The sequence below is a fragment of the Sporichthyaceae bacterium genome (genome assembly GCA_036493475.1).
Taxonomy (GTDB): Bacteria; Actinomycetota; Actinomycetes; order Sporichthyales; family Sporichthyaceae; genus DASQPJ01.
On record DASXPS010000122.1, the window covers coordinates 12,074 to 38,664 of the forward strand.

Below are 26,591 nucleotides of genomic sequence, written 5' to 3' on the forward strand. Positions count from 1 at the left end.
GTGACGGGAGGTCACGGCAATGGACGAGGCGAAGCTCGAACAGTTCATGGGCGCGGTGGTCGGGCACATGACCGGCGCCGCGGTGTGCTTCCAGATCTGGCTCGGTGAACGGACCGGGCTGTGGCGGGCCATGGCGGGCGCCGGCCCGCTGACCGCAGCGCAACTGGCCGCGAAGGCGGGGACCCAGCCGCGGCTGACCGAGGAGTGGCTGAAGAGCAACGCCGCGTCGGGGTTGGTCGCGCACGACGTTGCCGCGGGAACGTTTTCGCTGTCCGAGGAGGCCGCGATGGCGCTGGCGATCGACACCTCGCCGGTGTTCGTTGCCCGGGGCATGGACGTCATCGGGTCGCTCTACACGGACATCGACAAGATCGCGGGCGCGGTGTGCGGTGATGGCAAGCTGGCCTGGGGCGATCACCATCCCCACCTGTTCTCCGGCACCGAGTGGTTCTTCCGCACCGGCTACCAGGCGTTCCTGACCACCACATGGATCCCGGCGATGGACGGGGTCGCGGACCTGCTCAGCGCCGGCGGGACCGTCGCGGACATCGGCTGTGGGCACGGCGCCTCGGCGGTGGTGATTGCGCAGGGCTTCCCCGCCGCCCGTGTGCACGGCTTCGACTTCCACGAGCCCTCGGTGCAGGTCGCGGGCAAGCGCGCCGCGGAGGCCGGGGTGGCGGACCGCACCACGTTCAGCGTCGCGACCGCGAAGAGCTACCCCGGCAGCTACGACCTGATCTGCTTCTTCGACTGCCTGCACGACATGGGCGACCCGGTCGGCATCGCCGCCTACGCCCGTGAACACCTCACCGATGGCGGCTCGGTGCTGCTGGTGGAACCGTTCGCGCTCGACGGCCCGGCGAACATCACCGACAACCCGATGGCCCCGATCCTTTACATGGCCTCGGCCAGCGTGTGCAGCCCGAACTCGCTGTCCCAGGAGGTGGGTGCGGCCATCGGCGCCCAGGCCGGGCCGGGCAAGCTGCGCGAGGTGCTGGCCGAGGCCGGCTTCTCCCAGTTCGAGGTCGTCGCCTCCTCGCCGATGAACCTGGTCATCCAGGCCCGCGTCTGACGTTCCACCCGCTACGCCACGACCCGGCGTCCGCTCAACCGTGAGGTATAGCTCACGGTTGGACGGACGCCCGGGCTGCGTGGGGGGAAACGGATTCGAAGGCGTGTCATCGCGCTCCGTAGACTCGGGCCGTGAGTGACGCGCCCGCCAGTGATCTGCCCACCCGTTACGCCCCGGCCGAGGTCGAGGCGAGCCTGTACGACCGGTGGGTGGCCGCGCGGTACTTCGAGGTGGACCCGAAGTCCGACAAGCCGCCGTACGCCATCGTCATCCCACCACCGAACGTCACCGGGTCGCTGCACCTCGGGCACGCCTTCGAGCACACGCTGATCGACGCGCTGGTGCGCCGCCGGCGCATGCAGGGCTACGAGGCGCTGTGGCTGCCCGGCATGGACCATGCGGGCATCGCCACGCAGAACGTCGTCGAGCGCGAACTCGGCAAGGAGGGCATCTCCCGCCACGACCTGGGCCGCGAGGCGTTCGTGGACAAGGTCTGGGAATGGAAGGCCGAGTCCGGCGGCAAGATCCTGGGCCAGATGCGCCGACTCGGCGACGGCGTCGCCTGGGAGCGGGAGCGTTTCACCATGGACGCCGGTCTGTCCCGCGCCGTGCTCACCATGTTCAAGCGGCTGTACTCCGACGGCCTGATCTACCGGGCCAACCGGATCACCAACTGGTGCCCACGCTGCCACACGGCACTGTCCGACATCGAGGTCGAGCACACCGAGGACGCCGGTGAACTCGTCTCCATCCGCTACGGCGACGGGGATAACGCGATCGTGGTCGCCACCACCCGGGCTGAGACCATGCTCGGCGACACCGCGGTCGCGGTGCATCCCGAGGACGAGCGGTACCGGCACCTGGTCGGCACCACCGTCGAGCTGCCGCTGACCGGGCGTCAGATCCCGATCGTCGCTGACGAGCACGTCGACCCGGCGTTCGGCACCGGCGCGGTCAAGGTGACCCCGGCGCACGACCCGAACGACTTCGAGATCGGCAAGCGGCACAACCTGCCGGAGCTGACGATCATGGACGACCACGCGGCGATCACCGCGCACGGTCCGTTCCTGGGCATGGACCGCTACGAGGCCCGCCCCGCGGTCGTCGCCGCGCTGCGCGCGCAGGGCCGCATCGTGGCGGAGAAGCGGCCGTACCTGCACGCGGTCGGGCACTGCTCGCGGTGCAAGACCGTGGTCGAGCCGCGGCTGTCGCTGCAGTGGTACGTCAACGTCGCGCCACTGGCCAAGGCCGCCGGCGACGCGGTGCGCGACGGGCGGGTCACTGTCCACCCCAAGGAGATGGAACCGCGCTGGTTCGCCTGGGTGGACAACATGCACGACTGGTGCATCTCCCGGCAGCTGTGGTGGGGCCACCGCATCCCGGTCTGGTATGGCCCCGACGGCGAATTACGCTGCGTCGGCCCGGACGAGGAGCCGCCCGGCGAGGGCTGGACGCAGGACCCGGACGTGCTCGACACCTGGTTCTCCAGTGGTCTGTGGCCGTTCTCCACGTTGGGCTGGCCGGAGCGCACCGCCGAACTCGAGCGGTTCTATCCGACCTCGGTGCTGGTCACCGGCTACGACATCCTGTTCTTCTGGGTCGCCCGGATGATGATGTTCGGCCTGTACGCCATGGATGCTGACGGGCCGTCAGGTTCGATGCCATTCCGGACCATCGCGCTGCATGGCATGGTGCGCGACCAGTTCGGCAAGAAGATGAGCAAGTCGTTCGGCAACGCCATCGACCCGCTGGACTGGATGGACGCCTACGGTTCCGACGCGCTGCGCTTCACGCTGGCCCGTGGCGCCAATCCCGGCACCGACGTGCCGATCGGTGAGGACTGGGTCGCGGGCAGCCGAAACTTCTGCAACAAGCTGTGGAACGCCACCCGCTTCGCGTTGATGAACGGCGCCAAGATCGCCGACCTGCCGCCGCGCGACCAGCTGTCCGCCGCGGACCGGTGGATGCTCTCCCGATTGCACGCCACCCTCGCCGAGGTCGACGCGTTCTACGAGGACTACGAGTTCGCCAAGGCCACCGAGGCGCTCTACCACTTGGTTTGGGACGAGTTCTGCGACTGGTACCTGGAGTTGGCCAAGGCCCCGCTGGCCGCCGGGGGAGCTGCCGCCGAAACCACCAGAATCGTGCTCGGCCACGTGCTCGATGTGGTGCTGCGCCTGCTGCACCCCGTCGTGCCGTTCGTCACCGAGACGCTGTGGACCACGCTGACCGGGCAGGAGTCGGTGGTCATCGCTGCCTGGCCGCAGGTGCGCGCCGACCGCGCCGACGCCGACGCCGAGGCGCAGATCGCCGCGGTGCAGAACCTGGTTACCGAGATCCGCCGGTTCCGCGCCGACCAAGGTGTGCCGCCGAGCAAGAAGGTCTCCGCCCGGATTGCCACCGACGGTTCGGTCGCGGGGCCGGCCGAGTACGCGGACCAGGTCGCTGCGCTCACCCGGCTGACGCTCCAGGACGCCCTCACCGCCGGCGCCACGCTGACCGTGCCCGGTGCCCGGGTGGAGCTGGACCTGTCCGGCGCGGTCGACGTCGAGGCCGAGCGGGCCCGGTTGGCCAAGGACCTGGCCGCGGCGCGATCGGAGATCGAGGCGGCCAACACCAAGCTGGCCAATCAGGATTTCCTGGCCAAGGCACCCGAGCAGGTGGTGGCGAAGATCCGCGCCCGACTGGCCGCCGGCGAGGCCGACGTCGCCCGGATCACCGCCGCCCTTGACGCCCTGGGGTCCGCGTGAGGTCCCAGCGTCCCGCTCGGGGTGGGGCGCGCGGTGTGGGGGTGGCGCCACAGTGACCGGACGAGGCCTGGAAGTGGTGCCCGAGATCGATGTGACCGCCGAACTCGCCGCGGTCGAGGCCGCGCTGCTGGCACGGTGGCCCGAGTCGAGGCTGGAGCCGTCGCTGGACCGCATCGCGGCGCTGTGCGACGTGCTCGGCTCACCGCAGCACGCCTACCCGGTGATCCACCTCACCGGGACCAACGGCAAGACGAGCACCGCGCGGATGATCGAGTCGCTGCTGCGCGCGTTCGGCCTGCGCACCGGGCTGTTCACCAGCCCGCACCTGCAGTCCCTGCGCGAGCGCATCGCCTTCGACGGCCGGCCGATCTCCGCCGAGCGATTCGTCGCGGCGTATCAGGACCTCGAGCCGTATCTGGGCCTGGTCGATGCCGCCCAGGATCACCCGCTGTCGTTCTTCGAGGTGATGACCGCATTGGCCTACGCCACGTTCGCGGACGCCCCGGTGGACGTGGCGATCATCGAGGTCGGCATGGGCGGGTCCTGGGACGCCACGAATGTGGCGGACGGTCAGGTCGCGGTGCTCACCCCGATCGCGGTGGACCACGCGAAGTACCTCGGTGACACCGCGGAGGTCATCGCGGCGGAGAAGGCCGGGATCATCAAGTCCGGCGGGTTCGCGGTGCTGGCCGCGCAGTCACCCGAGGTCGCCGAGGTCGTGCTGCGTCGGGTAGCCGACGTCGGGGCGGCGATCGGCCGTGAGGGCGGCGAATTCGGGGTGCGCGGCCGGCTCGGCGCGGTCGGCGGCCAGGTGGTCGCGGTGGCCGGGCTCGGCGGGCTCTACGAGGAGCTGTTCCTGCCGCTGCTCGGCGCGCACCAGGCACACAACGCAGCCTGCGCGCTGGCCGCGGTGGAATCCTTCCTCGGCGGTGGCCGGGCCATGTTGGACCTCGACGTCGTGCGGGCCGGGTTCGCGGCGGCGAGTTCGCCCGGCCGGCTGGAGGTGGTGCGCCGCTCGCCGACCATCGTGCTGGACGCCGCGCACAACCCGGCCGGGGCGGTCGCCGTCGCGGCCGCGTTGCAGGAGGATTTCGCGTTCAGCCGACTGGTCGGCGTGCTCGGCGTGATGGTCGACAAGGACACCGTCGGCATCCTCGAGGCGCTGGAGCCGGTGCTCGACGAGATCGTGATCACCCGGGTCAACGACCCGCGAGCGCTGCCCGTGGACGAGTTGGCCGCGGTCGCCGTCGAGGTGTTCGGTGCCGACCGAGTGCAGGTCGAGTCCCGGCTGGACGACGCGTTGGACGCCGCGGTCACCCTGGCCGAGGACGGCGACGAACCGGCCGGCGCCGGCGTGATCGTCATCGGCTCGGTGGTGCTCGCGGGCGCCGCGCGCACGCTGCTCAAGGGTCGCCCATGAGTCACGAGCCGCAGGGGCTGACCCGGGCGTCGCGGGAGAAGATGCAGCGGCGGCTGTGCAGTGTGGTGCTCGGCTTCGAGGGCCTGGTCGTCTTCTTCGGCGCGCTGGTCGCCTCCCGGATGTCCTCGCACGTCTCCGAGGGCGCCGCGCTGGCCGTCGGTGGGGGACTGGCGCTGGCCTGCATCCTGGCCACCGGGTCGCTGCGCTCCCCGTACGGGATCAAGGTGGGCTGGGCGGTGCAGGTGCTGGTGCTCGCCACGGGAGTGGTGGTGCCCGCGATGTTCGTCATGGGCGTGCTGTTCGGCGCACTGTGGATGAGCGCACTGCGCATCGGGGACTTGGTGGCCGAACCCACTCGATAGGCTCGCCGGCGTCATCGAAAGCACGCCGTCTGAGGAGAAGTGCCTGTGTCCGAGAAGACCCTCGTCCTCGTCAAACCGGACGGTGTCCGTCGTGGCCTGGTGGGCCAGATTCTCAGCCGCTTCGAGGCCAAGGGCTTCGCGATCGAGGCGATGAACCTGCGCACCCTGGACAAGCAGACCGCCGACCAGCACTACGCCGAGCACGTGGAGAAGGCCTGGTACCCGGAGCTGCGGGAGTTCATCACTTCCGGGCCGCTGATCTCGTTGATCCTGTCCGGCGACCAAGCCGTCGAGGTCGTCCGCCTGATGGTCGGCGCCACCGACGGCCGCAAGGCCGGGCCGGGCACCGTGCGCGGTGATTTCTCGCTGTCCAACCAGGAGAACTTGATCCACGCCTCGGACTCCCCGGAGTCCGCCGCCCGGGAGATCGGCCTGTTCTTCCCGGAGCACTAACCCGGCCTTTCCGGCCGCGCCCGGGGGCAAAGGCGGGCGCGCCGTTGCGGGGTTTGCGGGGTGTGGCCGGCTATCGTCGCAGAGTGACCTAATCGGTCACTCCAGTCACACCAGCACCTCGGAGGCCTCACGGTGGCCATGACCATCCCCAGGCCGACGGCCTCCAACGTCGGCTCCATCCCGTCGCAGCTGTCCTCCTTCATCGGGCGGGACATCGGCGTGGATCTGGGCACCGCGAACACGCTGATCTACGTCCGCGGACGCGGCATCGTGCTCAACGAGCCCTCGGTGGTCGCCGTCAACACCGCCACCGGGCAGGTCGTCGCGGTGGGCGCCGAGGCCAAGGCGATGATCGGGCGCACCCCATCGCACGTGGTCGCCGTGCGGCCGCTCAAGGACGGCGTGATCGCCGACTTCGAGATCACCGAGCGCATGCTGCGCTACTTCATCCAGAAGGTGCACAAGCGGCGCTACTTCGCCAAGCCCCGCGTGGTGGTCTGCGTGCCGTCGGGCATTACCGGCGTGGAACGTCGCGCGGTGATCGAGGCCGCCACCCAGGCCGGTGCCCGCCAGGTGCACATCGTGCAGGAGCCGATGGCCGCGGCCATCGGCGCGGGCCTGCCGGTCGGCGAGGCCACCGGCAGCATGGTGGTGGACATCGGCGGCGGTACCACCGAGGTAGCGGTGATCTCCCTGGGCGGCATCGTCTGCGCCCAGTCCATCCGGGTGGCCGGCGACGAACTCGACGACTCGATCATCGCCCACATCAAGAAGGAACACTCAATGCTGCTCGGTGAGCGCACCGCCGAGGAGATCAAGATCGGGCTGGGCAGCGCGCTGCCGCTGGAGTCGGAGGTGCACGCAGAGATCCGCGGGCGCGACCTGGTCTCCGGATTGCCGCGCACCATCGTGGTCAGCACCACCGACATCCGTCAGGCCATCGACGAGCAGGTCGGCCGCATCGTGGACGCGGTCAAGCTCACCCTGGACGGCTGCCCGCCCGAGCTCGCCGCCGACGTCATGGACCGTGGCATCGTGCTCACCGGCGGTGGCGCGCTGCTGCGCCGACTGGACGACCGGCTCTGCTGCGAGACCGGCATGCCGGTGGTCATCGCGCCCTCCCCGCTGGACTGTGTGGCGCTGGGCGCAGGCCGCTGCGTGGACGAGTTCGAGGCACTGCAGTCCGTGATGGCAGCCCACAACCCTTACCAAAAGCGATACTGAGGCAACGTCAGTGATCCGCGACACCACGTCGAGCCGGATGCTGCTCGGCGCGCTGCTGGTCGGCGCGTTGAGTCTGGCGGCAGTCGACTCGCACTCCGGGCCGGTGAACTCGCCACTGCACCCCGTGCGATCCGCGGCGGCCACCGTGTTCGCCCCGGTGGAGTCCGGCCTGGTGTTCCTGGCCCGCCCGGTCACCGGCACCGTCTCGGGGCTCGGCGACGCCCGCGATCGGGACCGCCGCATCGAGGCGCTCAGCCGGCAGAACATGGCGCTGTCCGCGCAACTGCGCGCCGCGCTGCGGCACGCCGCGGACACCAAGCAGATCGCCTCGTTGACCGCGGCCGGCGGCGCGGCGGGTGCGTCCATCCGTCCGGCGCACGTGGTCGGCGTGGACCCCGATCACGCCTATTCCGCAACGATCTCCATCGACGCCGGTGCCCGCGACGGGGTCGCGCCGAACACCGCGGTGCTCGACGCGGACGGGCTGATCGGTCGGGTCACCACGGTGTACCCGACCACTGCCACCGTGTTGCTGCTCACCGACCCGTTGTCCTCGGTCGGCGTGCGGGTGGCCTCCACCGGGGAAATCGGCACCTTGGACGGCACCCACGACGGCTACGGCCGACTACGCATGTTCGATCCCCACGCACAGCTCGCGCCGGGGGACAAGCTGGTCACCTATGGCTCGCCGGACGGTCAGCCGTATCCGGCCGGGCTGCCGGTGGGCGAGGTGCTCTCGGTGACCAACGGCTCGGCCGCGGCGGGGCCGGTGGCGACGGTGCGCCCGTACAGCCGTTTCGGCACGCTGGACGCGGTCGGCGTGATCGTGCCGCACCCGGTTGCTCCGGCGGTGCGTGCCCGGGGCGCCGTGCGATGACCAAGGCACGTGCCGTCGCGCTCGGCGCGGTGCTGGTGTTGGCCGGGTTGATCCAGGTCGTGGTGTTGTCCCCGGTGGACTGGCCCGGTGCGGTGCCCGATCTGCTGGTGCCCATCGTCGTCGGGGTGGCGCTCGGCGTCGGTCCGCGTGGCGGTGCGGTTGCCGGCTTCACCGCGGGCGCCGTGCTCGACATCGCCCCACCGGCCGGCCACCCGCTCGGGCAATGGGCGTTCGTGCTGGCCCTGCTCGGCTACCTGGTCGCGCTGGTCGGCGACGAGGACACCGGCGTGCTGCACGGCGCGCTGCTGGCCGCCGGAATCGGCGCGGTCGCGCCGGCGCTGTTCAACCTGCTCGGCGTGGTGCTCGGTGACCCGCGCGCCGGCGTGGGCGCGGCGCTGGAGCGGGTGCCCGCGATGGCCGCCTGGTCCGCGTTGCTCGCGCTCGGTGTGCTGCCCGGCACCCGGCTGCTGGTGCGTGGCCCGACCCGCGGGACCGACCCGCTGCCGCTCGCGCTGGGGATGGTAGGCAGATGAGGTCGCCGCGCGTGCTGGCGGTCCAGGTCGTGGTCCTCGCCATGATGCTGACGCTGGGCGGTCGGCTGGCTTACCTGCAGACCGTCGCCGCGCCGCAGTACATCGCCGCGGCCAACGCGAACACCGTGCGCGAGGTCATCTCCCCGGCACCGCGGGGGCTGATCCTGGACGACCAGGGCCGCCCGTTGGCCGGCGACCGCAGCCGCATCCAGTTGTCCGTGGACCGGGCCGCGCTGGCGGCCCAACCCGACCGCGGCGCGGCGGTGCTCAAGCGACTGGCCGGGGTGCTCTCCACCACACCGGGCGACCTGCGCCAATCGCTGCGGACCTGCACGGCCAAGGTCAAACAACCCTGCTGGAACGGATCGCCGTACCAGCCGGTGCCGGTGGCGGGCGACGTCGACCCGCAGGTGGCGCTGAGCATCTCCGAGCGCCGCGAGCTGTTCCCCGGCGTGCGCACCGACCAGATCGCGGTGCGCGAGTACACCGCGCCCTACGGCGCCAACGCCGCGCACGTGCTCGGTTACGTGTCCGCGGCCAACCCCGACCAGGCTGCCGCGCAACGCAACGCGGGCCGCCTCGACCCTCAGCTGGGCAACGCTGACCTGGTCGGGCAGACCGGTCTGGAACGGCACTACGACGAGCTGCTGCGCGGCACCCCCGGCGTGACCCGACTGTCCGTGGACCACCTGGGCAACGTGCTCGGCACCGTCGGCCAGACCCCCGCCGCACCCGGCCACAACCTGGTCACGACCATCGACGCACGGGTGCAGGCGATCGCCGAACGCGAGCTGCTGGCGGCCATCGACCGGGCCCGCCACGTCAAGGACTTTCGACACCGCACCTACCCGGCCGACTCCGGTTCGGTGGTGGTACTCGACGTGAACACCGGTGCCGTGGTCGCCATGGCCAGCGCGCCCACCTTCGACCCGGCGGTCTGGGTGGGCGGCATCACGCCCGGTGCCTACGCGATGCTCACCGACCCGAGCGCCAACTCCCCGCTGCTGCCCCGGGCCTACGGCTCCGGCGGCCCACCGGGATCGACGTTCAAGGTGGTCTCCTCCACCGCCGCGTTGGAATCCGGCTACTCCACGCACAGCCTCTACGACTGCAACCGCAGCTACCGCATCGCGGACCGCGATTTCGGCAACTTCGAGTCCGAGGCATACGGACCGATCACCTTGCAGCAGGCCATCGAGGTCTCCTGCGACACGGTGTTCTACAAGATCGCCTACGAGATGTGGCAGAAGGACGGCGGCCTGGACCCCGTCCCGCACCCGGCCGACCCGATGCAGACGGTGGCCACGGCGTTCGGTCTGGGCCGGCTCACCGGCATCGACCTACCGGGGGAGTCCGCGGGCCGGATCGCCGACCGGGACTGGAAGCAGCGCAACTGGCAGGCCACAAAGGAGCGCGACTGCGACCGGGCCCGCACCGGCTACCCGGACCTGGCCCAGACGCAGCCCACCCGCGCGGCGTTCCTGCAGCAGGTGGCCGCGGACAACTGTGCGCGCGGCTATCGGTTCGGCCCCGGAGACGCGGCAAACTTCGCGATAGGGCAGGGCGACACCATCGTGACGCCCCTTCAGTTGGCTCGGATGTATGCGGCCGTCGCCAACGGCGGCACGCTGTGGCGCCCGCACGTGGCCAAGGCCGAACTGGGACCGGACGGCCGGGTGGTGCGCACGTTCTCCCCGGTGATTCAGGGGCGCGTGCCGATGAGCAAGGCGACGCTGGCCTACCTGCGTCAGTCGCTCGTGGGGGTGACCACCGCGGGCACCGCGGCGGGGGTCTACGCAGGCTGGCCGCTGGACGAGATCCCGGTGGCCGCCAAGACCGGCACCGCCGAGCACTACGGGCAGCAGCCCAGCTCCTGGTTCGCCGGCTACCTGCCGGCCGGGCCGCACCCGCGCTACGCCGTGGTTATGACCGTGTCGCAGGGCGGCACCGGCAGCGGTACGTCCGGTCCGTCGGTGCGGGCCATCGAGGCCGCGTTGCTCGGCGTGGACCGCGCGCCGGTGCTGCCGCACGGCAAGCCGCCGGTCAACCTGCCCACGCTGCTCTCCGACGGCACCTATCGGAAACCGCAATGACCTACCCGTCGCTGCCGTACGGCAGCCTGGTGCCCACCGTGGGTATCTCGCCGCTGCGTGAGCGGGATCCGCGGGCACTACCCGCGCTGGGACGCCGACTGACAGCCGGCGACCCGTTGCTGCTCACCGCGGTGCTCGGGCTGTGCGGGTTCGGTTCGGTGCTGGTGTACGCGGCCACCCGGGCGCAGGACCCCGATCGACACCACGATCATCTGATCTACCGTCACCTGGCGAGCACGCTGATCGGTCTGCTGATCGCCGGGGTGGTGGCGGGCACCGATTACCGGCGACTGCGGGTCTTCGCCCCGGTGGCCTACCTGGTCGCGCTGGTCGGCCTGGTGTTGGTGCGCACCCCACTCGGCGTCACGTTGAACGGCTCGCACTCCTGGATCGTGGTCGGTGGGCTGTCCGTGCAGCCGGTGGAGTTCGCCAAGCTCGCGGTGGTGCTCGGGCTGGCGTTGTTGCTTGCTGAGCGTCGGGAGAACACCGTCCGGCAACGGCCCGGCCACACCGAGGTGTTCAGTGCGCTGGGCCTGGCCGCGGTGCCGATCGCACTGGTGTTGAGCCAGCCGGACCTCGGCTCGGCGATCGTGCTGGTCGCCGTGGTGGCCGGAGTGCTGGTGGTGGCCGCGGTCCCGGTGCGGTGGATTCTCGGCCTGGCCGGCGCCGCCGCGATGGGCGCGGTGGTCGTGGTGCAGGCGCATCTGCTCAGCCAGTACCAGATCGACCGGTTCGCCGCATTCACCAACCCGGACCTGGACCCGACCGGCTTCGGCTACAACGCCCACCAGGCCCGCATCGCGGTGGCCAGCGGGGGCTGGACCGGCGCCGGGTTGTTCCACGGTTCGCAAACCGTCGGGCAGTTCGTGCCCGAACAGCACACCGACTTCATCTTCACCGTGGCCGGTGAACAGCTGGGCCTGATCGGCGCGGGCGCCATCGTGCTGGCGTTGGCGGTGTTGCTCTGGCGCGGCTGCGTGATCACCCGCCAGGCCCCGGACCTGTTCGGGTCGCTGCTGTGCACCGGGGTGGTGTGCTGGTTCGCCTTCCAGACCTTCGAGAACATCGGTATGGCGCTGGGCCTGATGCCGGTCACCGGTCTGCCGCTGCCGCTGGTCTCCTACGGTGGTACCGCGATGATGGCGAATCTGATCGGCGTGGGGCTGTTGCTCAACGTGCACGCCAACAGTCATGGCTGAGGTGCCCCCCGGCCAACCCTTCCTCGGCTACGACGGCGTTGAACTGGTCTACCGCGAAGTGGGTACCGGGCGTCCGCTGATTCTCATCCACGGCTACTTCTCCACCGCCGCGGTGAACTGGGTGCGCTACGGGCACGCCGCGGCGCTGGCCGCTGCCGGGCATCGGGTGATCATGCCGGACCTGCGCGGGCACGGGGATTCGGCCAAGCCACACGACGCCGCGGCCTGGACCCCCGACCTGCTGGCCGACGACGGCTTCGCGCTGCTCGTTCACCTGGGTTTGAACTGGTCCGACCCGTCCGGCTACGACCTGGGCGGCTACTCGCTGGGCGCGCGCACCGTGGTCCGCATGATGGTGCGCGGCGCGCGGCCGCGCCGGGCGGTGTTGGCCGGCATGGGCCTGGCCGGCGTCGTCGCCGCGAACGAACGCAGTGCCTACTTCCGTGCGGTGTTGACCAACCTCGGCCACCACGAGCCCCGATCGCCGGCCTGGATGGCCGAGGCGTTCCTGCACACGGTGGGCGGCGACCCATTGGCGTTGGAACGCGTGCTGGACACCTTCGTGGACACCACCCCCGAGCAATTGGCCACCATCGAGGTACCCACGCTGGTGCTGCTCGGCAGCGAGGACGACGACAACGGTTCCGGCGTGGAACTGGCCCGGACCCTGCCGCACGGGCAGTACGCGTCGGTGCCCGGCAATCACATGGGCGCGGTCACCAAGCCCGATCTGGCCGCTGCGATGGTGCACTTCCTCGCCGGGTAGCCACCTCACGGGGTGAGGAATTGCGCCCCGGTGCCCAGACGTTTGCGCATGGTCTCGATCGCCTCCGGATGCGAGTCCACCAATACATAGCGCCGGCCCAGCGCCTCCGCTGCCGCGCCCACCGTGCCGGAACCGGCGAAGAAGTCCCCGATCAGATCCCCCGGCCGTGAGCTGGCCGCCACCATCCGGCGCAGCACCCCGAGAGGTTTCTGCGTCGGATAGCCGGTCTTCTCCTTGCCGGTGGGCGAAACGATGGTGTGCCACCACACGTCGGTGGGTAACTTGCCCAGTGCTGCTTTCTCCGGTGTGACCAGACCGGGCGCCATGTACGGCTCGCGGTCCACCTCGGCGGAGTCGAAGTGATAGCGGTCCGGATCCTTCACGTACACCAACACGTTGTCGTGCTTGGTCGGCCACCGGCCCTTGGCCCGGGCGCCGTAGTCGTAGGCCCAGATGATCTCGTTGAGAAAACACTCCCGGCCGAAGATCCCGTCCAGACAGACCTTGGCGTAATGCACCTCGCGGTAGTCCAGATGCAGGTACAGCGTGCCGTCCGCGGTGAGCAACCGGTGTACGTGTTCCAGCCGCGGTGCCAGGAACGACCAGTAGTCGGCGAACACGTCGTCATAGCTGCGCATCCGCTCGCGCACCTGCTCATAGGTGTGCCCGCCGAACCCGATCCGGGTGCCCTGCGCGGAACGCACCGTGCGCAGCGCCGCACGCTGCTGCTTGCGACCGGTGTTGAACGGAGGGTCCAGGTAGATCATCGTGAACGAGGAGTCCGGCCAGCCGGGCAGCACGGTGGCGTTGTCCGCATGGACGACCAAGCCGCCGGAGGTGGGCAGTGGGGGACTCACGGGCTGTGACGTTAGTGCGCGACGCGGAGAAGGTCCGAATTGACCCGTTCGGCGGTTTCCTCCAAGGGGGCCGGCGGAACACGATGTCGTCCGATTGACCACTTCGGCCTAGATCGGACGGTAACGATATGAATCCGGTGAGCGCGACCGAATTCGCCGCAGTGTTGGCCAGCCCCGGGCTGCCGCACGAGCCGGCCCCGCCCACCGACGGCATCGGCCTGGTCCTGGTCGTCGGCGACGAGGCCGCCGAGTCGCTGGCCGCGACGCTGGCCTCGGTGCGTTCGCTGATCGACCACTGGGTGATCGTGCAGACCGGCTCGGGCGAGCCGATCGCCGCGGCCGTCCAGCAGGCGTTGGAAGGTGTCCCCGGCCGCCTGATCACCGCGGAGAGCTTCGGCTTCGGACAGGACCGCACCGAGGCATTGCGCAGCGCGCGCTCGGCCGCCCGGTACAGCCTGCTGCTGGAAGCCGGCGAGACCTTGGAGCTCGCCGAGGGCGCCGCGCTGCCCGCACTGACCGGCGACGCGGTCTACCTGATGGCACGTCAGAACGGTCAGGTGTGCTGGCAGCCGCGGCTGGTGTCCAACCGTCTGGTCTGGCGCGACCACGGCGTGGTCCGCTCCCAGCTCGAGGGCGCCGAGGCAGCCGTCCGGCAGTTCGTCGTCGGGATCAGCGTGCTGGCCGCCCCGCTGGACGCCGACACCGCGCGTCGGGACGCGGCCGCGTTGGAAGCCGCGCTGCAGCTGGACCCGGAGAACACGCGGCTGGCTCACGAACTGGCTGCGGCCTACCGCCTGGCCGAGCAGTACGAGTCGGCGAGTGTGGCCTACCGCCGCGCGCTGGCCATGGGGGGCAGTGAAGAACTGACCGCCCAGTCCATGCTGTGGTCCGGGCGGTTGCTGGAGCGCGCGGGTGGGCGGCCCGACGACGTGGTCGCCGCATACCTGAAGGCCTTCCAGGCCCACCCGGCCCGCGCCGAGGCGTTGATCGACCTGGCCCGCTTCTGTCGCGAGCACAAGCTGTTCGACCTGGCCCGGATGGCCGCCGGTCACGCGTTGGGCATCCCGATGCCGCGCGAGGAGACCTGGGCCGACGAGGAGGTCTACGCCTGGCGCTGCCTCGACGAGTACGCCGTGGCCAGTTACTGGACCGGGCACGAGGCGGAGTGCGTGGCCGCCTGCCGGCATCTGCTGGACGACCCCGTGCTGCCCGAGCCGCACCGTGATCGGGTGGAGGCCAACCTCAACGCCGCGGTGGCCAAGTTGGGCGCCGAGGCCAGCCGTACCATCACCCCCGCGGTGCTGCCGCGACAGGCCAACCGGGACACCGCGGACAACCGGATTTTGGTTGCCGACGTCGCCCCGCTCGAGGCCCCGGTGCTGACCGACCTGCTGTCACCGACCCGTCGGGTGTACGTGACGCTGGTCGGCGTCGACGAGGCCGCCGGTGACCTGATGGAACGTCAGTTGTGCTGGGTGACCCGGTTCGAGCCGTTGCCGGAACGCTACGACGCGGTCCGTGAACTGGCCCTGCCGAACCAGACTGTGCTGCCGTTCGCGATCGGCGACGGTGCCGAGCGCAGCGTGTGGTCCGGGGTGCACCCGGCCGAGCCGCGGGTGCTGGAGACCTTCGGCTGGTCGGCGCCGCCCTCCGGGGACGCGCTCACCGTGGCCACCCGACGACTGGACGAGATTGCCGAGGTCGAGATCGTCGACCTGCTGCACATCGACCTGCGCAGCGCGGACCTGTCCGCGTTCAGGCACGGCCGCACCCGACTGGCCGAGGCCGTCGCGGTGCAGGCCCGGCTCGCGCTGATCGCGGTGCATCCGGATCAGCCCTCCCTCGGCGAGTTCGACCTCGCCGCGCGGGAGCTGGGCCTGGTTCCGCACGCGATCACCGAGGTCGAGCGCACCTCGATGGCCCCGTGGGGGGAGACCCTGCACCAGGTGCGCGAGGTCGAGGTCGTCTACGTCCGCGACTTCACCCGACCGGAGCTGATGAGCGACGCGCAGCTGACCCAGCTGGCGCTGCTCGCCCACCACTGCTGGGGCTCACACGACCTGGCGCTGCGTTGTCTGCTGCAACTCGAGCTGCGTGGCGCGGTCGCGCTGGGTGCCGCGGAGATCTACCGGCACCGGGTCGCCCCGAACACCGCGGCGGTGCTCGGCGGCTGAGGCCTAGACCGACGCCCGACGGCTCGTCAGATGAGCGTGCTCGACCGCATTGTCGGTCAACAGCAACGCCCGGTCGTAGGCCTGGAGTGCCTCGACCGGGCGTGCGGCGCGCACGAGTAGTTCCGCGCGGGCGACCCAGTACGGCTGATAGTTCGGCAGGTCCAGTTCGTCGACGATGGCCAGGGCCGCCTCCGGCCCGGCCAGTTCGGCCAACGCCACCGCGCGGTTCAACGCCACCACCGGCGTCGGCGCCACCGTCAACCACTGGTCGTAGAGCGTGACGATCTGCGCCCAGTCGGTATCTATCGCGGTCGCCGCGTCGGTGTGCACCGCGTTGATCGCCGCCTGGAACTGGTACGGCCCCGGAGCCCCGCGCCGCAGACACGTGCGCACCAGCGCGTGCCCCTCATCGATCAGTTCGCGGCTCCACCGGTTGCGGTCCTGATCCGCCAGCAGCACCAACGCCCCCGCGGCATCCGTGCGCGTCCCCCGGCGCGCCTCCAGCAGCAGCAACATGGCCAGCAGTCCGAGCACCTCGGGCTCGTCCGGCATCAATTCGGCCAGCAGCCGGGCCAGCCGCACCGCCTCCTCGCAGAGGTCGGCCCGGGTCAGCTCCGGCCCGCTCGGCGCGCAGTGCCCGGCGGTGTAGATCAGGTACAACACCGCGAGGACCCCACCCAGCCGCTCAGGTAGGTCGGCGTCGCGGGGCACCCGGTAGGGGATGCCCGCATCGCGGATCTTCTTCTTGGCGCGCACGATGCGCTGCGCCACGGTCGGCTCCGGCACCAGGAACGCCCGGGCGATCTCCGGGGTCTCCAGCCCGCCCAGGATGCGCAGCGTCAGCGCGATCCGGGACTCCGCGGCCAGCGCCGGGTGGCAGCAGGTGAACAGCATGCGCAAGCGGTCGTCGCGCACCGGTCCCACCTCCTGCGCCTGCGGCGGTTCGTTCAACAACGCCGCCTCGACGTGCCGGGCGTCGCGGGTGGATTCCCGGCGCAGCCGGTCGATGGCCTTGCGGCGGGCGGTGGTGGTGATCCAGCCCCCCGGGTTGGGCGGTAACTGCGCCCATTGCTCGACGGCGACCAGGAAGGCCTCCGCCACCGCCTCCTCGGCGAGCGAGATGTCCCCGAGGAGGCCGGTCAGCGTGGAGACGCAACGGCCGTACTCGGCCCGGAACACCCGGGCGATGTCGGCTTCCGGAAGCGAGCTCACCCCTCCGGCACGGGCTGGAACGGCCGCACCTCAACCGGCACCCGGCAGGCCACGGTCGCGCGCCGGGCCAGTGCCAGCGCCGCGTCCAGGTCCGGCAGCTCGACGATCCAGAACCCGCCGAGCGCCTCCTTGGTCTCCAGGAACGGCCCGTCGGTCATGGTCACCGAGCCATCCGCGGAGCGCACCACGGTGGCGCTGTCCGGCGGTGTCAGCCCGCCCGCGAAGACCCACTGCTTGGTGTCCATGAGCTCTTTGTTCAGGGCGTCGACGTCGGCGAAGATCTGCTGCATCTCCTCGGGCTCGGGCTGGTAGTCCCGGGCGTGCCACACGGACAGCATGTACTGGGTCATCTGACGTCTCCTCGCTCGTGGACCGACATCGTTGCCGGCCGCCACCCACTCCACGAACGTCGATCGCCCGGATCGACAGCGGTGCTCAGCCCATCGATGTGATTCAGGTCACATCAACTAGTTGACCTGGCGCTCGTAGCCCTCCCAGTACGGCGCGCGCAGCTTGAACTTCTGCAACTTGCCGGTCGCCGTGCGCGCCAGCTCGGTGACGAAATCGATGCGCTTGGGGCACTTGTAGCCGGCCAGCAGAGTGCGGGTATGCGCGATCAGTTCATCGGCGGTGGCCGGGGTGTCCCCGAGCACGACCAGCGCGGTGACCAACTCGCCCCACTTCTCGTCCGGGATGCCGATCACCGCGACCTCGCGCACCGCGGGGTGCGAGTTCAGCGCGTCCTCCACCTCGATCGAGGACACGTTCTCGCCGCCGCTGATGATCACGTCCTTCTTCCGGTCGGCGATGACCAGGTAGCCCTCGTCGTCGAGGTAGCCGCCGTCGCCGGTGTGGAACCAATTGTCGGCCTGCGCCTTCGCGGTTTCCTCGGGCTGCTCCCAGTACCCGCCGAGGTTGTGGTTGGACGCGGTGATCACCTCACCCTCCGCGTCAACCTGCACCCGCACGCCCAACGCGGGCACGCCCGCGCGCAGCAGCCGCTTCGCCCGCTCGGCGGAGGGCAGGTCGTCCCACTCGCCGCGCATCCGGTTGACGGTGACCAGCGGCGAGGTCTCGGTCAGGCCGTAGATCTGGATGAACTCCCACCCGAGGTCGTCGAGCACCCGCTGGATGGTCCGGCTGGGCGGCGGCGCACCCGCGACGACCACGCGCAGTCGGTCGCGGCCGGGAATCGGGCCGTCCCAGGAGGCCGCCGCGTCCAGCGCGGCGTTGACCACGGCCGGCGCCGCGCAGATCAGCGTCACGCCGTAGGTGTCCACGCGTCGCAGGATTTCCGCGCCGTCGATCTGGCGGATCACCACATGCTTGGCGCCCACCCCGGTCAGTCCGTAGGGCATACCCCACCCGTTGCAGTGGAACATCGGCAGCGTGTGCAGGTACACGTCGCGGTCGGAGATCTGCGTGTGCATCCCGAACACGGTCGCGTTCAACCACAGGTTACGGTGCGTCAGTTGCACCCCCTTGGGCCGCGCGGTGGTGCCGGAGGTGTAGTTGATGGTCGCGGTCGCGGACTCCTGCGGGTCGTCCCACGGCTGCGGCTCGGCGTCGAAGTTGTACAGCGCGTCGTCCTCGCCGAGCACGAACTTGTGCGGCGCGTCGAGGGAGTCCAGCGCGTCCTTCAACGACGGGTCGGCGTAGACGACCTGCGCGCCGGAATGGGCCACGATGTAGTCGATCTCCGGCTGGGCCAACCGGAAATTCACCGGCACCAGGACGCGGCCATGGCCGGAGACACCGAAGAACGAGGTCAGCAACCGCGAGCTGTTCTGCGAGATGATCGCCACCCGCCCGCCGGACGGCACCCCGAGCTGGTCCAATCGCGCGGCCTGCGCGCGGGCCATCCGGGCCATCTCCCGGTAGGTGAACGAGCCCTGGTCGGGGGCCGGCTGGTCGGGTTCGTCCACCACCGCGATGCGGTTGGGGTAGACCGTCTCCGCGCGGTCCAGGAAGTCGGCGACGGTGAGCGGGTAGTACATGCGAGGTACCTCCTGGCAGTCCGGGGCAGCTTCTGTCTATAACTCACGCTCCTTCGGCGCAACGGCGGGCTCCGCGTAGGCTTGCCGGATGCCCGTGGAGTCGCTGTTTCCCCGCCTGGAGCCCTTGCTGGCCCGGGTGCAGAAGCCGGTGCAGTACATCGGCGGGGAGCTGAACTCCGTGGTCTCCGACTGGGAGTCCGCGCAGGTCCGCTGGTGTCTGATGTACCCGGACGCGTACGAGGTAGGCCTGCCCAACCAGGGCGTGCAGATCCTCTACGAGGTGCTCAACGAGCGCGACGGGGTGCTCGCCGAACGCACTTACGCGGTGTGGCCCGACCTGGAGCTGCTGATGCGCGCACACGGCGTGCCGCAGTTCACCGTGGACGCGCACCGGCCGGTGGCCGCCTTCGACGTTCTCGGCGTCAGCTTCTCCACCGAGTTGGGCTACACGAACATGCTCAACGCGCTGGACCTGGCCGGAATCCCCCTGCACGCACGCGATCGCGGCGCCGAACACCCGCTGGTGATCGCGGGCGGACACGCGGCATTCAACCCCGAACCGATCGCCGATTTCCTCGACGCCGCGGTGCTCGGCGACGGGGAGGAGATCGCGCTGGCCGTCACCGAGGTGGTCCGGGAATGGAAGGCCGAGGGCAGCCCGGGGGGCCGGGATGAGGTGCTGTTCCGCCTGGCCGCGAGCGGCGGGGTGTACGTGCCGCGCTTCTACGACGTGAGCTATCACGCCGACGGCGCGCTGGCCGCGGTCGTCCCGAACCGGCCCGGCGTACCCGCGCGGATCACCAAGCACACCGTGATGGACCTGGACTCCTGGCCGTACCCGCGCAAGCTGCTGGTGCCGCTGGCCGAGACCGTGCACGAGCGGTTCAGCGTGGAGATCTTCCGCGGCTGCACCCGGGGCTGCCGGTTCTGCCAGGCGGGCATGATCACCCGTCCGGTCCGCGAGCGCAGCATCACCTCGATCGGCGAGATGGTGCGCGAGGGTCTGGCCAACACCGGCTTCGAGGAGGTCGGTCTGCTGTCGCTGTCCTCGGCCGACCACTCCGAGATCGGTGACATCGCCAAAGGCCTGGCCGACCGCTACGAGAACGACAAGATCGGGCTGTCGCTGCCCTCCACCCGGGTCGACGCGTTCAACGTCACCCTGGCCGAGGAGCTGACCCGCAACGGCCGCCGCTCCGGCCTGACCTTCGCCCCCGAGGGCGGCTCCGAGCGGATGCGCAAGGTGATCAACAAAATGGTCACCGAGGAGGACCTGATCCGCACCGTGCGCACCGCCTACGAGCACGGCTGGCGGCAGGTGAAGCTCTACTTCATGTGCGGTCTGCCCACCGAGACCGACTCCGACGTGCTGCAGATCGCCGACCTGGCCCGCGAGGTGATCAAGGCCGGCCGCGAGGTCACCGGCAGCCGGGACATCCGCTGCACGGTGTCCATCGGCGGGTTCGTGCCCAAGCCGCAGACCCCGTTCCAGTGGGCCGCCCAACTCGACCACGAGACCACCGACGCGCGGCTGCGCAAGCTGCGCGAGGTGCTGCGCAACGACCGGCAGTACGGCAAGGCCATCGGCTTCCGCTACCACGACGGCAAACCCGGCATCGTCGAGGGACTGCTGTCCCGCGGCGACCGTCGGGTGGGCGCGGTGATCGAGGCCGTGTGGCGCGACGGCGGCCGCTTTGACGGCTGGAGCGAGCACTTCTCCTTCGACCAGTGGATGGAAGCCGCCCACTGGGCATTGGCCGGCACCGGGGTGGACGTCGACTGGTACACCACCCGCGAACGGGGAAAGGACGAGATCCTGCCCTGGGACCACCTCGACGCCGGCCTGGACCGCGACTGGCTCTGGCAGGACTGGCTGGACTCGATCAACCCGAAGGGTGCCGAGGTAGAGGACTGCCGCTGGGAGGGCTGCTACGACTGCGGCGTGTGCGGGGAGTTGGGCACCGCGATCCAGATCGGGCCCACGGGACGCGCGTTGCTCCCGCTCTCCGTCCTCTGATGGCCCGGACCCCGGAAGGACCGCCGCCACCGCCGACGGTCCAGCGGCTGCGGGTGCACTACGCCAAACGGGGGCGGTTGCGCTTCACCAGCCACCGGGACTTCCAACGCGCCCTCGAGCGGGCGCTGCGCCGGGCCCGGGTGCCGATCGCGTACTCCGCCGGCTTCAGCCCGCATCCGAAGGTGTCCTACGCCAACGCCGCGCCGACCGGGGTGGCCAGCCTGGCCGAGTACCTGGAGCTGGGTCTCGCCGAGCGGCGCGACCCCAAGGAGGTCGCGGCTGCGCTGGACGAGGCGCTGCCCGAGGGCTTCGACGTGCTCGAGGTGCTGGAGGCGGGCGGCGGGTCGCTGGCCGACCGACTGGTGGCCTCGGTCTGGGAGGTTCGGCTGGACGAGGTGGCCCTGGCCACCGCCGAGCAGGCCATTCGCGCGTTCCTGGCCGCCCCGGTGGTCGAGGTGGAGCGGCTGACCAAGAACGGTGTGCGCCGTTTCGACGCCCGGGAAGCCGTGGTTCTCGCTCAGGTTTTGGACGATCAAGGTCCGTTCGAGCGCGGCTCCGAACCGGGTTCGGTGCCCTGTGCGATACTTCAACTGGTCGTTCGCCACATGACACCGGCTGTTCGACCCGATGACGTCCTCTCCGGACTACGTCTGGTGGCTGACTTGATGCCGCCGCACCCCCCGCGGGTGACCCGGCTGGCGCAGGGGCCGCTGGATGCCAGTTCCGGCGAGGTGCACGACCCACTGGCTCCGGACCGATCCGGTGACGGATCGGTCGCTTGACTTAGGTTCCCGCGTGGCGCATTGACCTGCGCCCGGGAGCCGGAACGGCAGATACCCAAGATGCTCGATGACGAGCCCACCAGCACCACTGAAGAATCCACCGCGCCCAGCACCCGCCGCCGTCGTGCGGCCGGTCGCCCGGCCGGACCGCCCACTGATGCGGCCGGGAGCAAAAAAGCCCCCGCCGGCGAGGCACCCGCCGCCGAGCCGGTGCCCGCCGACGAGCCCGCGCCCGCGCCGGCCCGGCGCACCCGGAAGAAAGCAGCAGCCGCCACCACCAAGGTCGACGAGGCTCCCGCCGCGGCCGACGACGCCGGCGCCGCCCCGGCCCCGCGCGCCCGACGCACCCGCAAGCGGGTCGCCGAGCCCGAGGACGCCGCGGCCACCGAGGACGGCGCGGTGACCGCGGGCGCTCCGCCCACCGCGTTGGTCTTCCAGGCCCCGACGATGGAGGCCACGCCGTCGCGCCGCCGCCGAGCCGCCGGTCGGGCCGCCGGTGAACCGAACGTGGACCCCGCCGAGGGTGACGCGCCCGTTGCCGACGCCACCCCCGAGGAGTCCGCCGCAAAGTCCGCCGCGGCGCCCGCCGCTGCCCGTCGTCCACGGCGCCGCAGCGGTGCCGGCACCCCGCCGGCCGAGCCCGAGGCCGAGTCGGCTGTTGAGAAGGTCGAGGACGCCGAGGACGGCGACGAGGACACCGAGGACGGCGAGGACGGCGAGGAAGGTGCCTCCGCCGCCCGTCGGCGTCGGCGTCGTCGTGGCGGCCGTGGTCGCCGGGGCCGTTCCGGACGCCCCGACGAGGAGAGCGGCGAGGCGGCCGAGGCCGACACCGCTGCTGAGGCCGCAGACGAGGCCGAGGCTGAGACCGAGGATGAGGACGCGGACGGCGCCGGATCCCGGCGTCGACGTCGCCGCCGGCGGCGCGGCGAGGACGGCGCAGCCGGGTCGGACGACCCCGAGCAGACGGTCACCCGGGTGCGGGCCAGCCGGGACGAGGTCACCTCGGTGCGCGGTTCCACCCGCCTCGAGGCCAAGAAGCAGCGTCGCCGGGAGGGCCGCGAGGCCGGCCGGCGGCGGGTGCCGATCCTGTCCGAGGCCGAGTTCCTGGCCCGTCGCGAGGCGGTCGACCGGGTGCTGGTGGTCCGCCAGGGCAGTGACCGCACCCAGATCGCGGTCCTCGAGGACGGAGTGCTGGTCGAGCATTACGTGAACCGGGCGAGCTCGTCCTCGCTGATGGGCGACGTGTACCTGGGCCGGGTGCAAAACGTGCTGCCGTCGATGGAGGCGGCGTTCGTCGACATCGGTAAGGGCCGCAACGCGGTGCTCTACGCCGGCGAGGTCAATTTCGAGGGGCTGGAGGGCCAGCCCAAGCGCATCGAGCACGCACTGAAGTCCGGCCAGTCGGTGTTGGTGCAGGTCACCAAGGACCCGATCGGGCACAAGGGCGCCCGGTTGACCAGCCAGATCTCGCTGCCCGGCCGTTACCTGGTCTACGTGCCGGAGGGCTCGATGACCGGGATCAGCCGCAAGCTGCCGGACACCGAGCGCAACCGGCTGAAGAACATCCTGCGACAGGTAGTGCCGGAGGATGCCGGGGTCATCGTGCGCACCGCGGCGGAGGGGGCATCCGAGGCCGAACTGCAGGCCGACGTGGAGCGACTGGCCGCGCAGTGGGAGCAGATCTCCAGCAGGGCCAAGTCGGCCAGCGCGCCAGCGCTGCTGCTCGGTGAGCCGGACCTGATCGTCCGCGTGGTCCGGGACGTGTTCAACGAGGACTTCACCTCGCTGATCGTGGCCGGTGACGCGGCCTTCACCGAGATCTCGGACTACCTCAACACCGTCGCCCCGGACCTGGCGGGCCGGTTGACCAAGTGGGCCGAGAACTCCGACGTGTTCGCCGCGCACCGCATCGACGAGCAGATCCTCAAGGCCCTGGACCGCAAGGTGTGGCTGCCCTCGGGCGGGTCGTTGGTCATCGACCGGACCGAGGCGATGACCGTGGTCGACGTGAATACCGGCAAGTTCACCGGCTCCGGCGGCAACCTGGAGGAGACCGTCACCCGGAACAACCTGGAGGCGGCCGAGGAGATCGTGCGTCAGCTCCGGCTGCGCGACATCGGCGGCATCATCGTGGTCGACTTCATCGACATGGTGCTGGAGTCCAACCGCGAGTTGGTGCTGCGCCGACTGGTGGAGTGTTTGGGCCGGGACCGCACCAAGCACCAGGTCGCCGAGGTCACCTCACTGGGCCTGGTGCAGATGACCCGCAAGCGGGTCGGTCAGGGTCTGCTGGAGGCCTTCTCCACCACCTGCGAGCACTGCAACGGTCGCGGAATCATGGTGCGCACCGATGACCCGGACGCGCGGCAGCGGCCCAAGCCCGTCCCGCGGCCACCCCGCAACGGCCACAAGCCCGACGAGGAGGCCGGGCAGGCGCCCGCCGAGGAGGAGACGCCGGGTTCGGGTCGCAGCCGGTCCGCGCGTCGTCGCCGCGGCCGGGCCGCGGGTGAGGCCGCCGAAACGGCCGAGGTCGAGGCGGTGGTCGTGCATCCCCGGGAGGACGCCGACGACAAGACCACCGAGGCCGCCGAGGACAAGGACACCGCGGCGCCCGCCCCGGCGCGTCGCTCCCGGCGCCGGGCCAGCGCGCCGGCCCAGGAGGTTCCGGTTTGAGCCAACGTCGGGGCCTCCGGTAACGTTCAGTGCCCACGGCGGCCTCGCAGGCTCGGTCGCTGTCCGCGGCTGCGCGCGACGCAGTTCATCATGTTCGGAATCAGCAGAGAGTGAGTACCGCGGTGTACGCGATCGTCAGGGCCGGCGGCCGGCAGGAGAAGGTCAGCACCGGCGACGTGTTCGAGCTCGACCGGCAGTCCGGCGAGCCGGGCAGCACGCTGCAACTGCCCGCGGTGCTGGTGGTGGACGGCGACTCGGTGACCTCCGACGCGGCCGCGCTGGCCGGCGTCACGGTGACCGCCGAGGTGCTGGAACACACCAAGGGCCCGAAGATCGAGATGATCTTCTTCAAGAACAAGACGGGTCACCGGGTGCGCCAGGGTCACCGACAGAAGCTGACCCGCGTCAAGATCACGTCGATCGAGAAGTAGAGGCACGCGTCATGGCACACAAGAAGGGCGCGTCCTCCACGCGCAACGGGCGCGACTCCAACGCCCAGCGCCTCGGCGTCAAGCGCTTCGGGGGCCAGCAGGTGAACGCCGGCGAGATCATCGTCCGCCAGCGCGGCACCCACTTCCATCCGGGTGACGGCGTCGGTCGTGGCGGTGACGACACGTTGTTCGCCCTCGTCGCCGGCGCTGTGCAGTTCGGTACCCGACGCGGCCGTCGCGTCATCAACATCGTCGCAGCCGCGGAGTAACCCTCCGCGCTTTCCTTATATGACCACCTTCGTCGACCGGGTCGTCCTGCACGCCGCCGCCGGCGACGGCGGTGACGGCTGCGCGTCCATTCACCGGGAGAAGTTCAAGCCGCTGGGCGGGCCTGACGGCGGCAACGGGGGGCGCGGCGGGGACGTGGTGCTGGTTGTCGAGCCCGGCACCACCACGCTGCTCGAGTACCACCACGGTCCGCACCGTCGGGCCGCGTCCGGCAAGTCCGGTCAGGGCAACAACCGCAGCGGCGCCGACGGCGGGGACGTCATCCTCCCGGTGCCCAACGGCACCTTGGTGAAGTCCATGGACGGGCGGATCATCACCGATCTGGTCGGGTCGGACATCCGTTACGTGTTGGCCCATGGTGGCCGCGGTGGCCTCGGCAACGCCGCGCTGGCCTCCCCGCGGCGCAAGGCGCCCGGCTTCGCCCTGCTCGGCGAGCCCGGCGAAACCGCGGACGTGGTGCTGGAGCTCAAGACGGTGGCCGACGTGGCGCTGGTGGGCTACCCGAGCGCGGGCAAGTCCTCGCTGATCGCGGCGATCTCGGCGGCCCGCCCCAAGATCGCCGATTACCCGTTCCCCACCCTGGTGCCGAACCTCGGCGTGGTGCAGGCCGGTGACGTCCGGTTCACCGTCGCCGACGTGCCGGGCCTGATCCCCGGTGCGAGCGAGGGCAGGGGCCTGGGCCTGGAGTTCCTGCGGCACGTCGAACGTTGCTCGGTGCTGGTGCACGTGCTGGACTGCGCCACGCTGGAGCCGAACCGGGATCCCGTCTCCGATCTGGACGTGATCGAGGCCGAGCTGGCCGCGTACGGGGGGTTGGTCGACCGTCCGCGCCTGGTGGCGCTGAACAAGGTCGATGTCCCCGAGGGCCGGGAGCTGGCCGACCTGGTCACCGCGGACCTGGAGGCCCGCGGGCTGCGGGTGCTCCCGGTGAGCGCGGTCAGCCACGAGGGGCTGCGAGCGCTCGGCTTCGCCATGGCGCAATTGGTCGCCGAGGCGCGCGCCGCCGCGCCGGCCGCCGATCCGGGACGACAGCTACTGCGACCGATCCCGGTGGATGAGACCGGCTTCTCGGTCACCCGCGAGGAGATCGACGGCGAACCCGCCTTCGTGGTGCGCGGGGAGAAGCCGCGCCGCTGGGTGTTGCAAACCGACTTCAACAACCCGGAGGCGGTGGGCTTCCTGGCCGATCGGCTGGCCCGCCTCGGCGTGGAGGACCGCCTCTACGAGCTCGGCGCGCGCGAGGGCGACCCCGTGGTCATCGGTGGGCGCACCGGGCACGACCGCGACGCCGTGGTCTTCGACTGGGAACCTTCCATCCGGGCCGGCGCGGAGCACCTGCACGGCCGGCGTGGCACCGACCTGCGGCTGGACGGCCGATGAACACCTCAGGCGTCCGCCCAACCGTGAGCTA

At 70.8% G+C, this 26,591-nt stretch carries 22 protein-coding genes; 18 read left to right on the forward strand and 4 right to left on the reverse strand.

The genetic code is table 11. The features are described from left to right. Nucleotides 1-19: 19 nt before the first annotated feature. The 11 genes from VGJ14_12890 to VGJ14_12940 all read left to right on the forward strand — a co-directional run bounded on the left by VGJ14_12890 (nucleotide 20) and on the right by VGJ14_12940 (nucleotide 12,749). Nucleotides 20-1,072 (forward strand): class I SAM-dependent methyltransferase, encoded by a 1,053-nt coding sequence (locus VGJ14_12890; GenBank protein HEY2833314.1) that lies wholly within the window; start codon nucleotides 20-22, stop codon nucleotides 1,070-1,072. Between the two features lie 131 nt (nucleotides 1,073-1,203). After that, nucleotides 1,204-3,822, forward strand: coding sequence for a valine--tRNA ligase (locus tag VGJ14_12895; GenBank protein HEY2833315.1), 2,619 nt, complete (start codon nucleotides 1,204-1,206; stop codon nucleotides 3,820-3,822). 52 nt (nucleotides 3,823-3,874) lie between these two features. Continuing rightward, nucleotides 3,875-5,242 (forward strand): folylpolyglutamate synthase/dihydrofolate synthase family protein, encoded by a 1,368-nt coding sequence (locus VGJ14_12900; protein ID HEY2833316.1) that lies wholly within the window; start codon nucleotides 3,875-3,877, stop codon nucleotides 5,240-5,242. Then, nucleotides 5,239-5,604: a DUF4233 domain-containing protein gene (locus VGJ14_12905; protein ID HEY2833317.1), complete on the forward strand. Its 366-nt coding sequence runs from the start codon at nucleotides 5,239-5,241 to the stop codon at nucleotides 5,602-5,604. The genes VGJ14_12900 and VGJ14_12905 overlap by 4 nt, the downstream gene beginning before the upstream one ends. A gap of 39 nt (nucleotides 5,605-5,643) precedes the next feature. Then, on the forward strand, nucleotides 5,644-6,057 hold the full coding sequence (gene ndk / locus VGJ14_12910) for a nucleoside-diphosphate kinase (GenBank protein ID HEY2833318.1): 414 nt from the start codon (nucleotides 5,644-5,646) through the stop codon (nucleotides 6,055-6,057). A 138-nt stretch (nucleotides 6,058-6,195) separates the two neighbouring features. Next, nucleotides 6,196-7,281 carry a rod shape-determining protein gene (locus tag VGJ14_12915; protein HEY2833319.1) on the forward strand — a complete coding sequence of 362 codons (1,086 nt, stop codon included), beginning with the start codon at nucleotides 6,196-6,198 and terminating at the stop codon, nucleotides 7,279-7,281. A 10-nt stretch (nucleotides 7,282-7,291) separates the two neighbouring features. Then, nucleotides 7,292-8,158 (forward strand): rod shape-determining protein MreC, encoded by an 867-nt coding sequence (gene mreC, locus VGJ14_12920; GenBank protein ID HEY2833320.1) that lies wholly within the window; start codon nucleotides 7,292-7,294, stop codon nucleotides 8,156-8,158. Beyond that, entirely contained in the window at nucleotides 8,155-8,691 is a 537-nt protein-coding gene (gene mreD, locus VGJ14_12925) for a rod shape-determining protein MreD (protein ID HEY2833321.1), read from the forward strand. The genes mreC and mreD overlap by 4 nt, the downstream gene beginning before the upstream one ends. Next, nucleotides 8,688-10,784, forward strand: a complete 2,097-nt coding sequence (gene mrdA, locus VGJ14_12930; GenBank protein ID HEY2833322.1) for a penicillin-binding protein 2 — start codon at nucleotides 8,688-8,690, stop codon at nucleotides 10,782-10,784. The genes mreD and mrdA overlap by 4 nt, the downstream gene beginning before the upstream one ends. Further along, nucleotides 10,781-11,983 (forward strand): rod shape-determining protein RodA, encoded by a 1,203-nt coding sequence (gene rodA, locus VGJ14_12935; protein HEY2833323.1) that lies wholly within the window; start codon nucleotides 10,781-10,783, stop codon nucleotides 11,981-11,983. The genes mrdA and rodA overlap by 4 nt, the downstream gene beginning before the upstream one ends. Next, nucleotides 11,976-12,749, forward strand: coding sequence for an alpha/beta hydrolase (locus VGJ14_12940; protein ID HEY2833324.1), 774 nt, complete (start codon nucleotides 11,976-11,978; stop codon nucleotides 12,747-12,749). Before rodA ends, VGJ14_12940 begins: the two co-directional genes overlap by 8 nt. A 5-nt stretch (nucleotides 12,750-12,754) precedes the next feature. Here the strand turns inward: VGJ14_12940 and VGJ14_12945 are convergent, their stop codons facing one another. After that, nucleotides 12,755-13,606: a site-specific DNA-methyltransferase gene (locus VGJ14_12945; protein ID HEY2833325.1), complete on the reverse strand. Its 852-nt coding sequence runs from the start codon at nucleotides 13,604-13,606 to the stop codon at nucleotides 12,755-12,757. 137 nt (nucleotides 13,607-13,743) lie between these two features. Here VGJ14_12945 and VGJ14_12950 point away from each other — a divergent pair, with 137 nt between their 5' ends. Further along, nucleotides 13,744-15,780, forward strand: a complete 2,037-nt coding sequence (locus tag VGJ14_12950; GenBank protein ID HEY2833326.1) for a hypothetical protein — start codon at nucleotides 13,744-13,746, stop codon at nucleotides 15,778-15,780. A 3-nt stretch (nucleotides 15,781-15,783) separates the two neighbouring features. On the opposite strand, the gene VGJ14_12955 is transcribed toward VGJ14_12950, so the two are convergent. The 3 genes from VGJ14_12955 to VGJ14_12965 form a co-directional block, all read right to left on the reverse strand. Then, entirely contained in the window at nucleotides 15,784-16,992 is a 1,209-nt protein-coding gene (locus VGJ14_12955; GenBank protein ID HEY2833327.1) for an RNA polymerase sigma factor, read from the reverse strand. Then, nucleotides 16,989-17,342 (reverse strand): YciI family protein, encoded by a 354-nt coding sequence (locus tag VGJ14_12960; GenBank protein HEY2833328.1) that lies wholly within the window; start codon nucleotides 17,340-17,342, stop codon nucleotides 16,989-16,991. The genes VGJ14_12955 and VGJ14_12960 overlap by 4 nt, the downstream gene beginning before the upstream one ends. A gap of 117 nt (nucleotides 17,343-17,459) precedes the next feature. After that, nucleotides 17,460-18,989 carry an AMP-binding protein gene (locus tag VGJ14_12965; protein HEY2833329.1) on the reverse strand — a complete coding sequence of 510 codons (1,530 nt, stop codon included), beginning with the start codon at nucleotides 18,987-18,989 and terminating at the stop codon, nucleotides 17,460-17,462. An 88-nt stretch (nucleotides 18,990-19,077) separates the two neighbouring features. Here VGJ14_12965 and VGJ14_12970 point away from each other — a divergent pair, with 88 nt between their 5' ends. The 6 genes from VGJ14_12970 to obgE all read left to right on the forward strand — a co-directional run bounded on the left by VGJ14_12970 (nucleotide 19,078) and on the right by obgE (nucleotide 26,560). Beyond that, complete coding sequence (locus VGJ14_12970) at nucleotides 19,078-21,006, forward strand: TIGR03960 family B12-binding radical SAM protein (protein HEY2833330.1); 1,929 nt, start codon at nucleotides 19,078-19,080, stop codon at nucleotides 21,004-21,006. Further along, entirely contained in the window at nucleotides 21,006-21,788 is a 783-nt protein-coding gene (locus VGJ14_12975) for a TIGR03936 family radical SAM-associated protein (GenBank protein HEY2833331.1), read from the forward strand. The genes VGJ14_12970 and VGJ14_12975 overlap by 1 nt, the downstream gene beginning before the upstream one ends. Before the next feature lie 60 nt (nucleotides 21,789-21,848). Then, nucleotides 21,849-24,461: an Rne/Rng family ribonuclease gene (locus VGJ14_12980; GenBank protein ID HEY2833332.1), complete on the forward strand. Its 2,613-nt coding sequence runs from the start codon at nucleotides 21,849-21,851 to the stop codon at nucleotides 24,459-24,461. A gap of 122 nt (nucleotides 24,462-24,583) precedes the next feature. Beyond that, the gene (rplU, locus tag VGJ14_12985) at nucleotides 24,584-24,892 is read left to right on the forward strand and encodes a 50S ribosomal protein L21 (protein HEY2833333.1); all 309 of its coding nucleotides are present in this window, start codon (nucleotides 24,584-24,586) and stop codon (nucleotides 24,890-24,892) included. Between the two features lie 11 nt (nucleotides 24,893-24,903). Then, nucleotides 24,904-25,161 carry a 50S ribosomal protein L27 gene (gene rpmA, locus VGJ14_12990; protein HEY2833334.1) on the forward strand — a complete coding sequence of 86 codons (258 nt, stop codon included), beginning with the start codon at nucleotides 24,904-24,906 and terminating at the stop codon, nucleotides 25,159-25,161. A gap of 19 nt (nucleotides 25,162-25,180) precedes the next feature. Beyond that, nucleotides 25,181-26,560: a GTPase ObgE gene (gene obgE, locus VGJ14_12995; protein HEY2833335.1), complete on the forward strand. Its 1,380-nt coding sequence runs from the start codon at nucleotides 25,181-25,183 to the stop codon at nucleotides 26,558-26,560. Nucleotides 26,561-26,591: the final 31 nt, after the last annotated feature.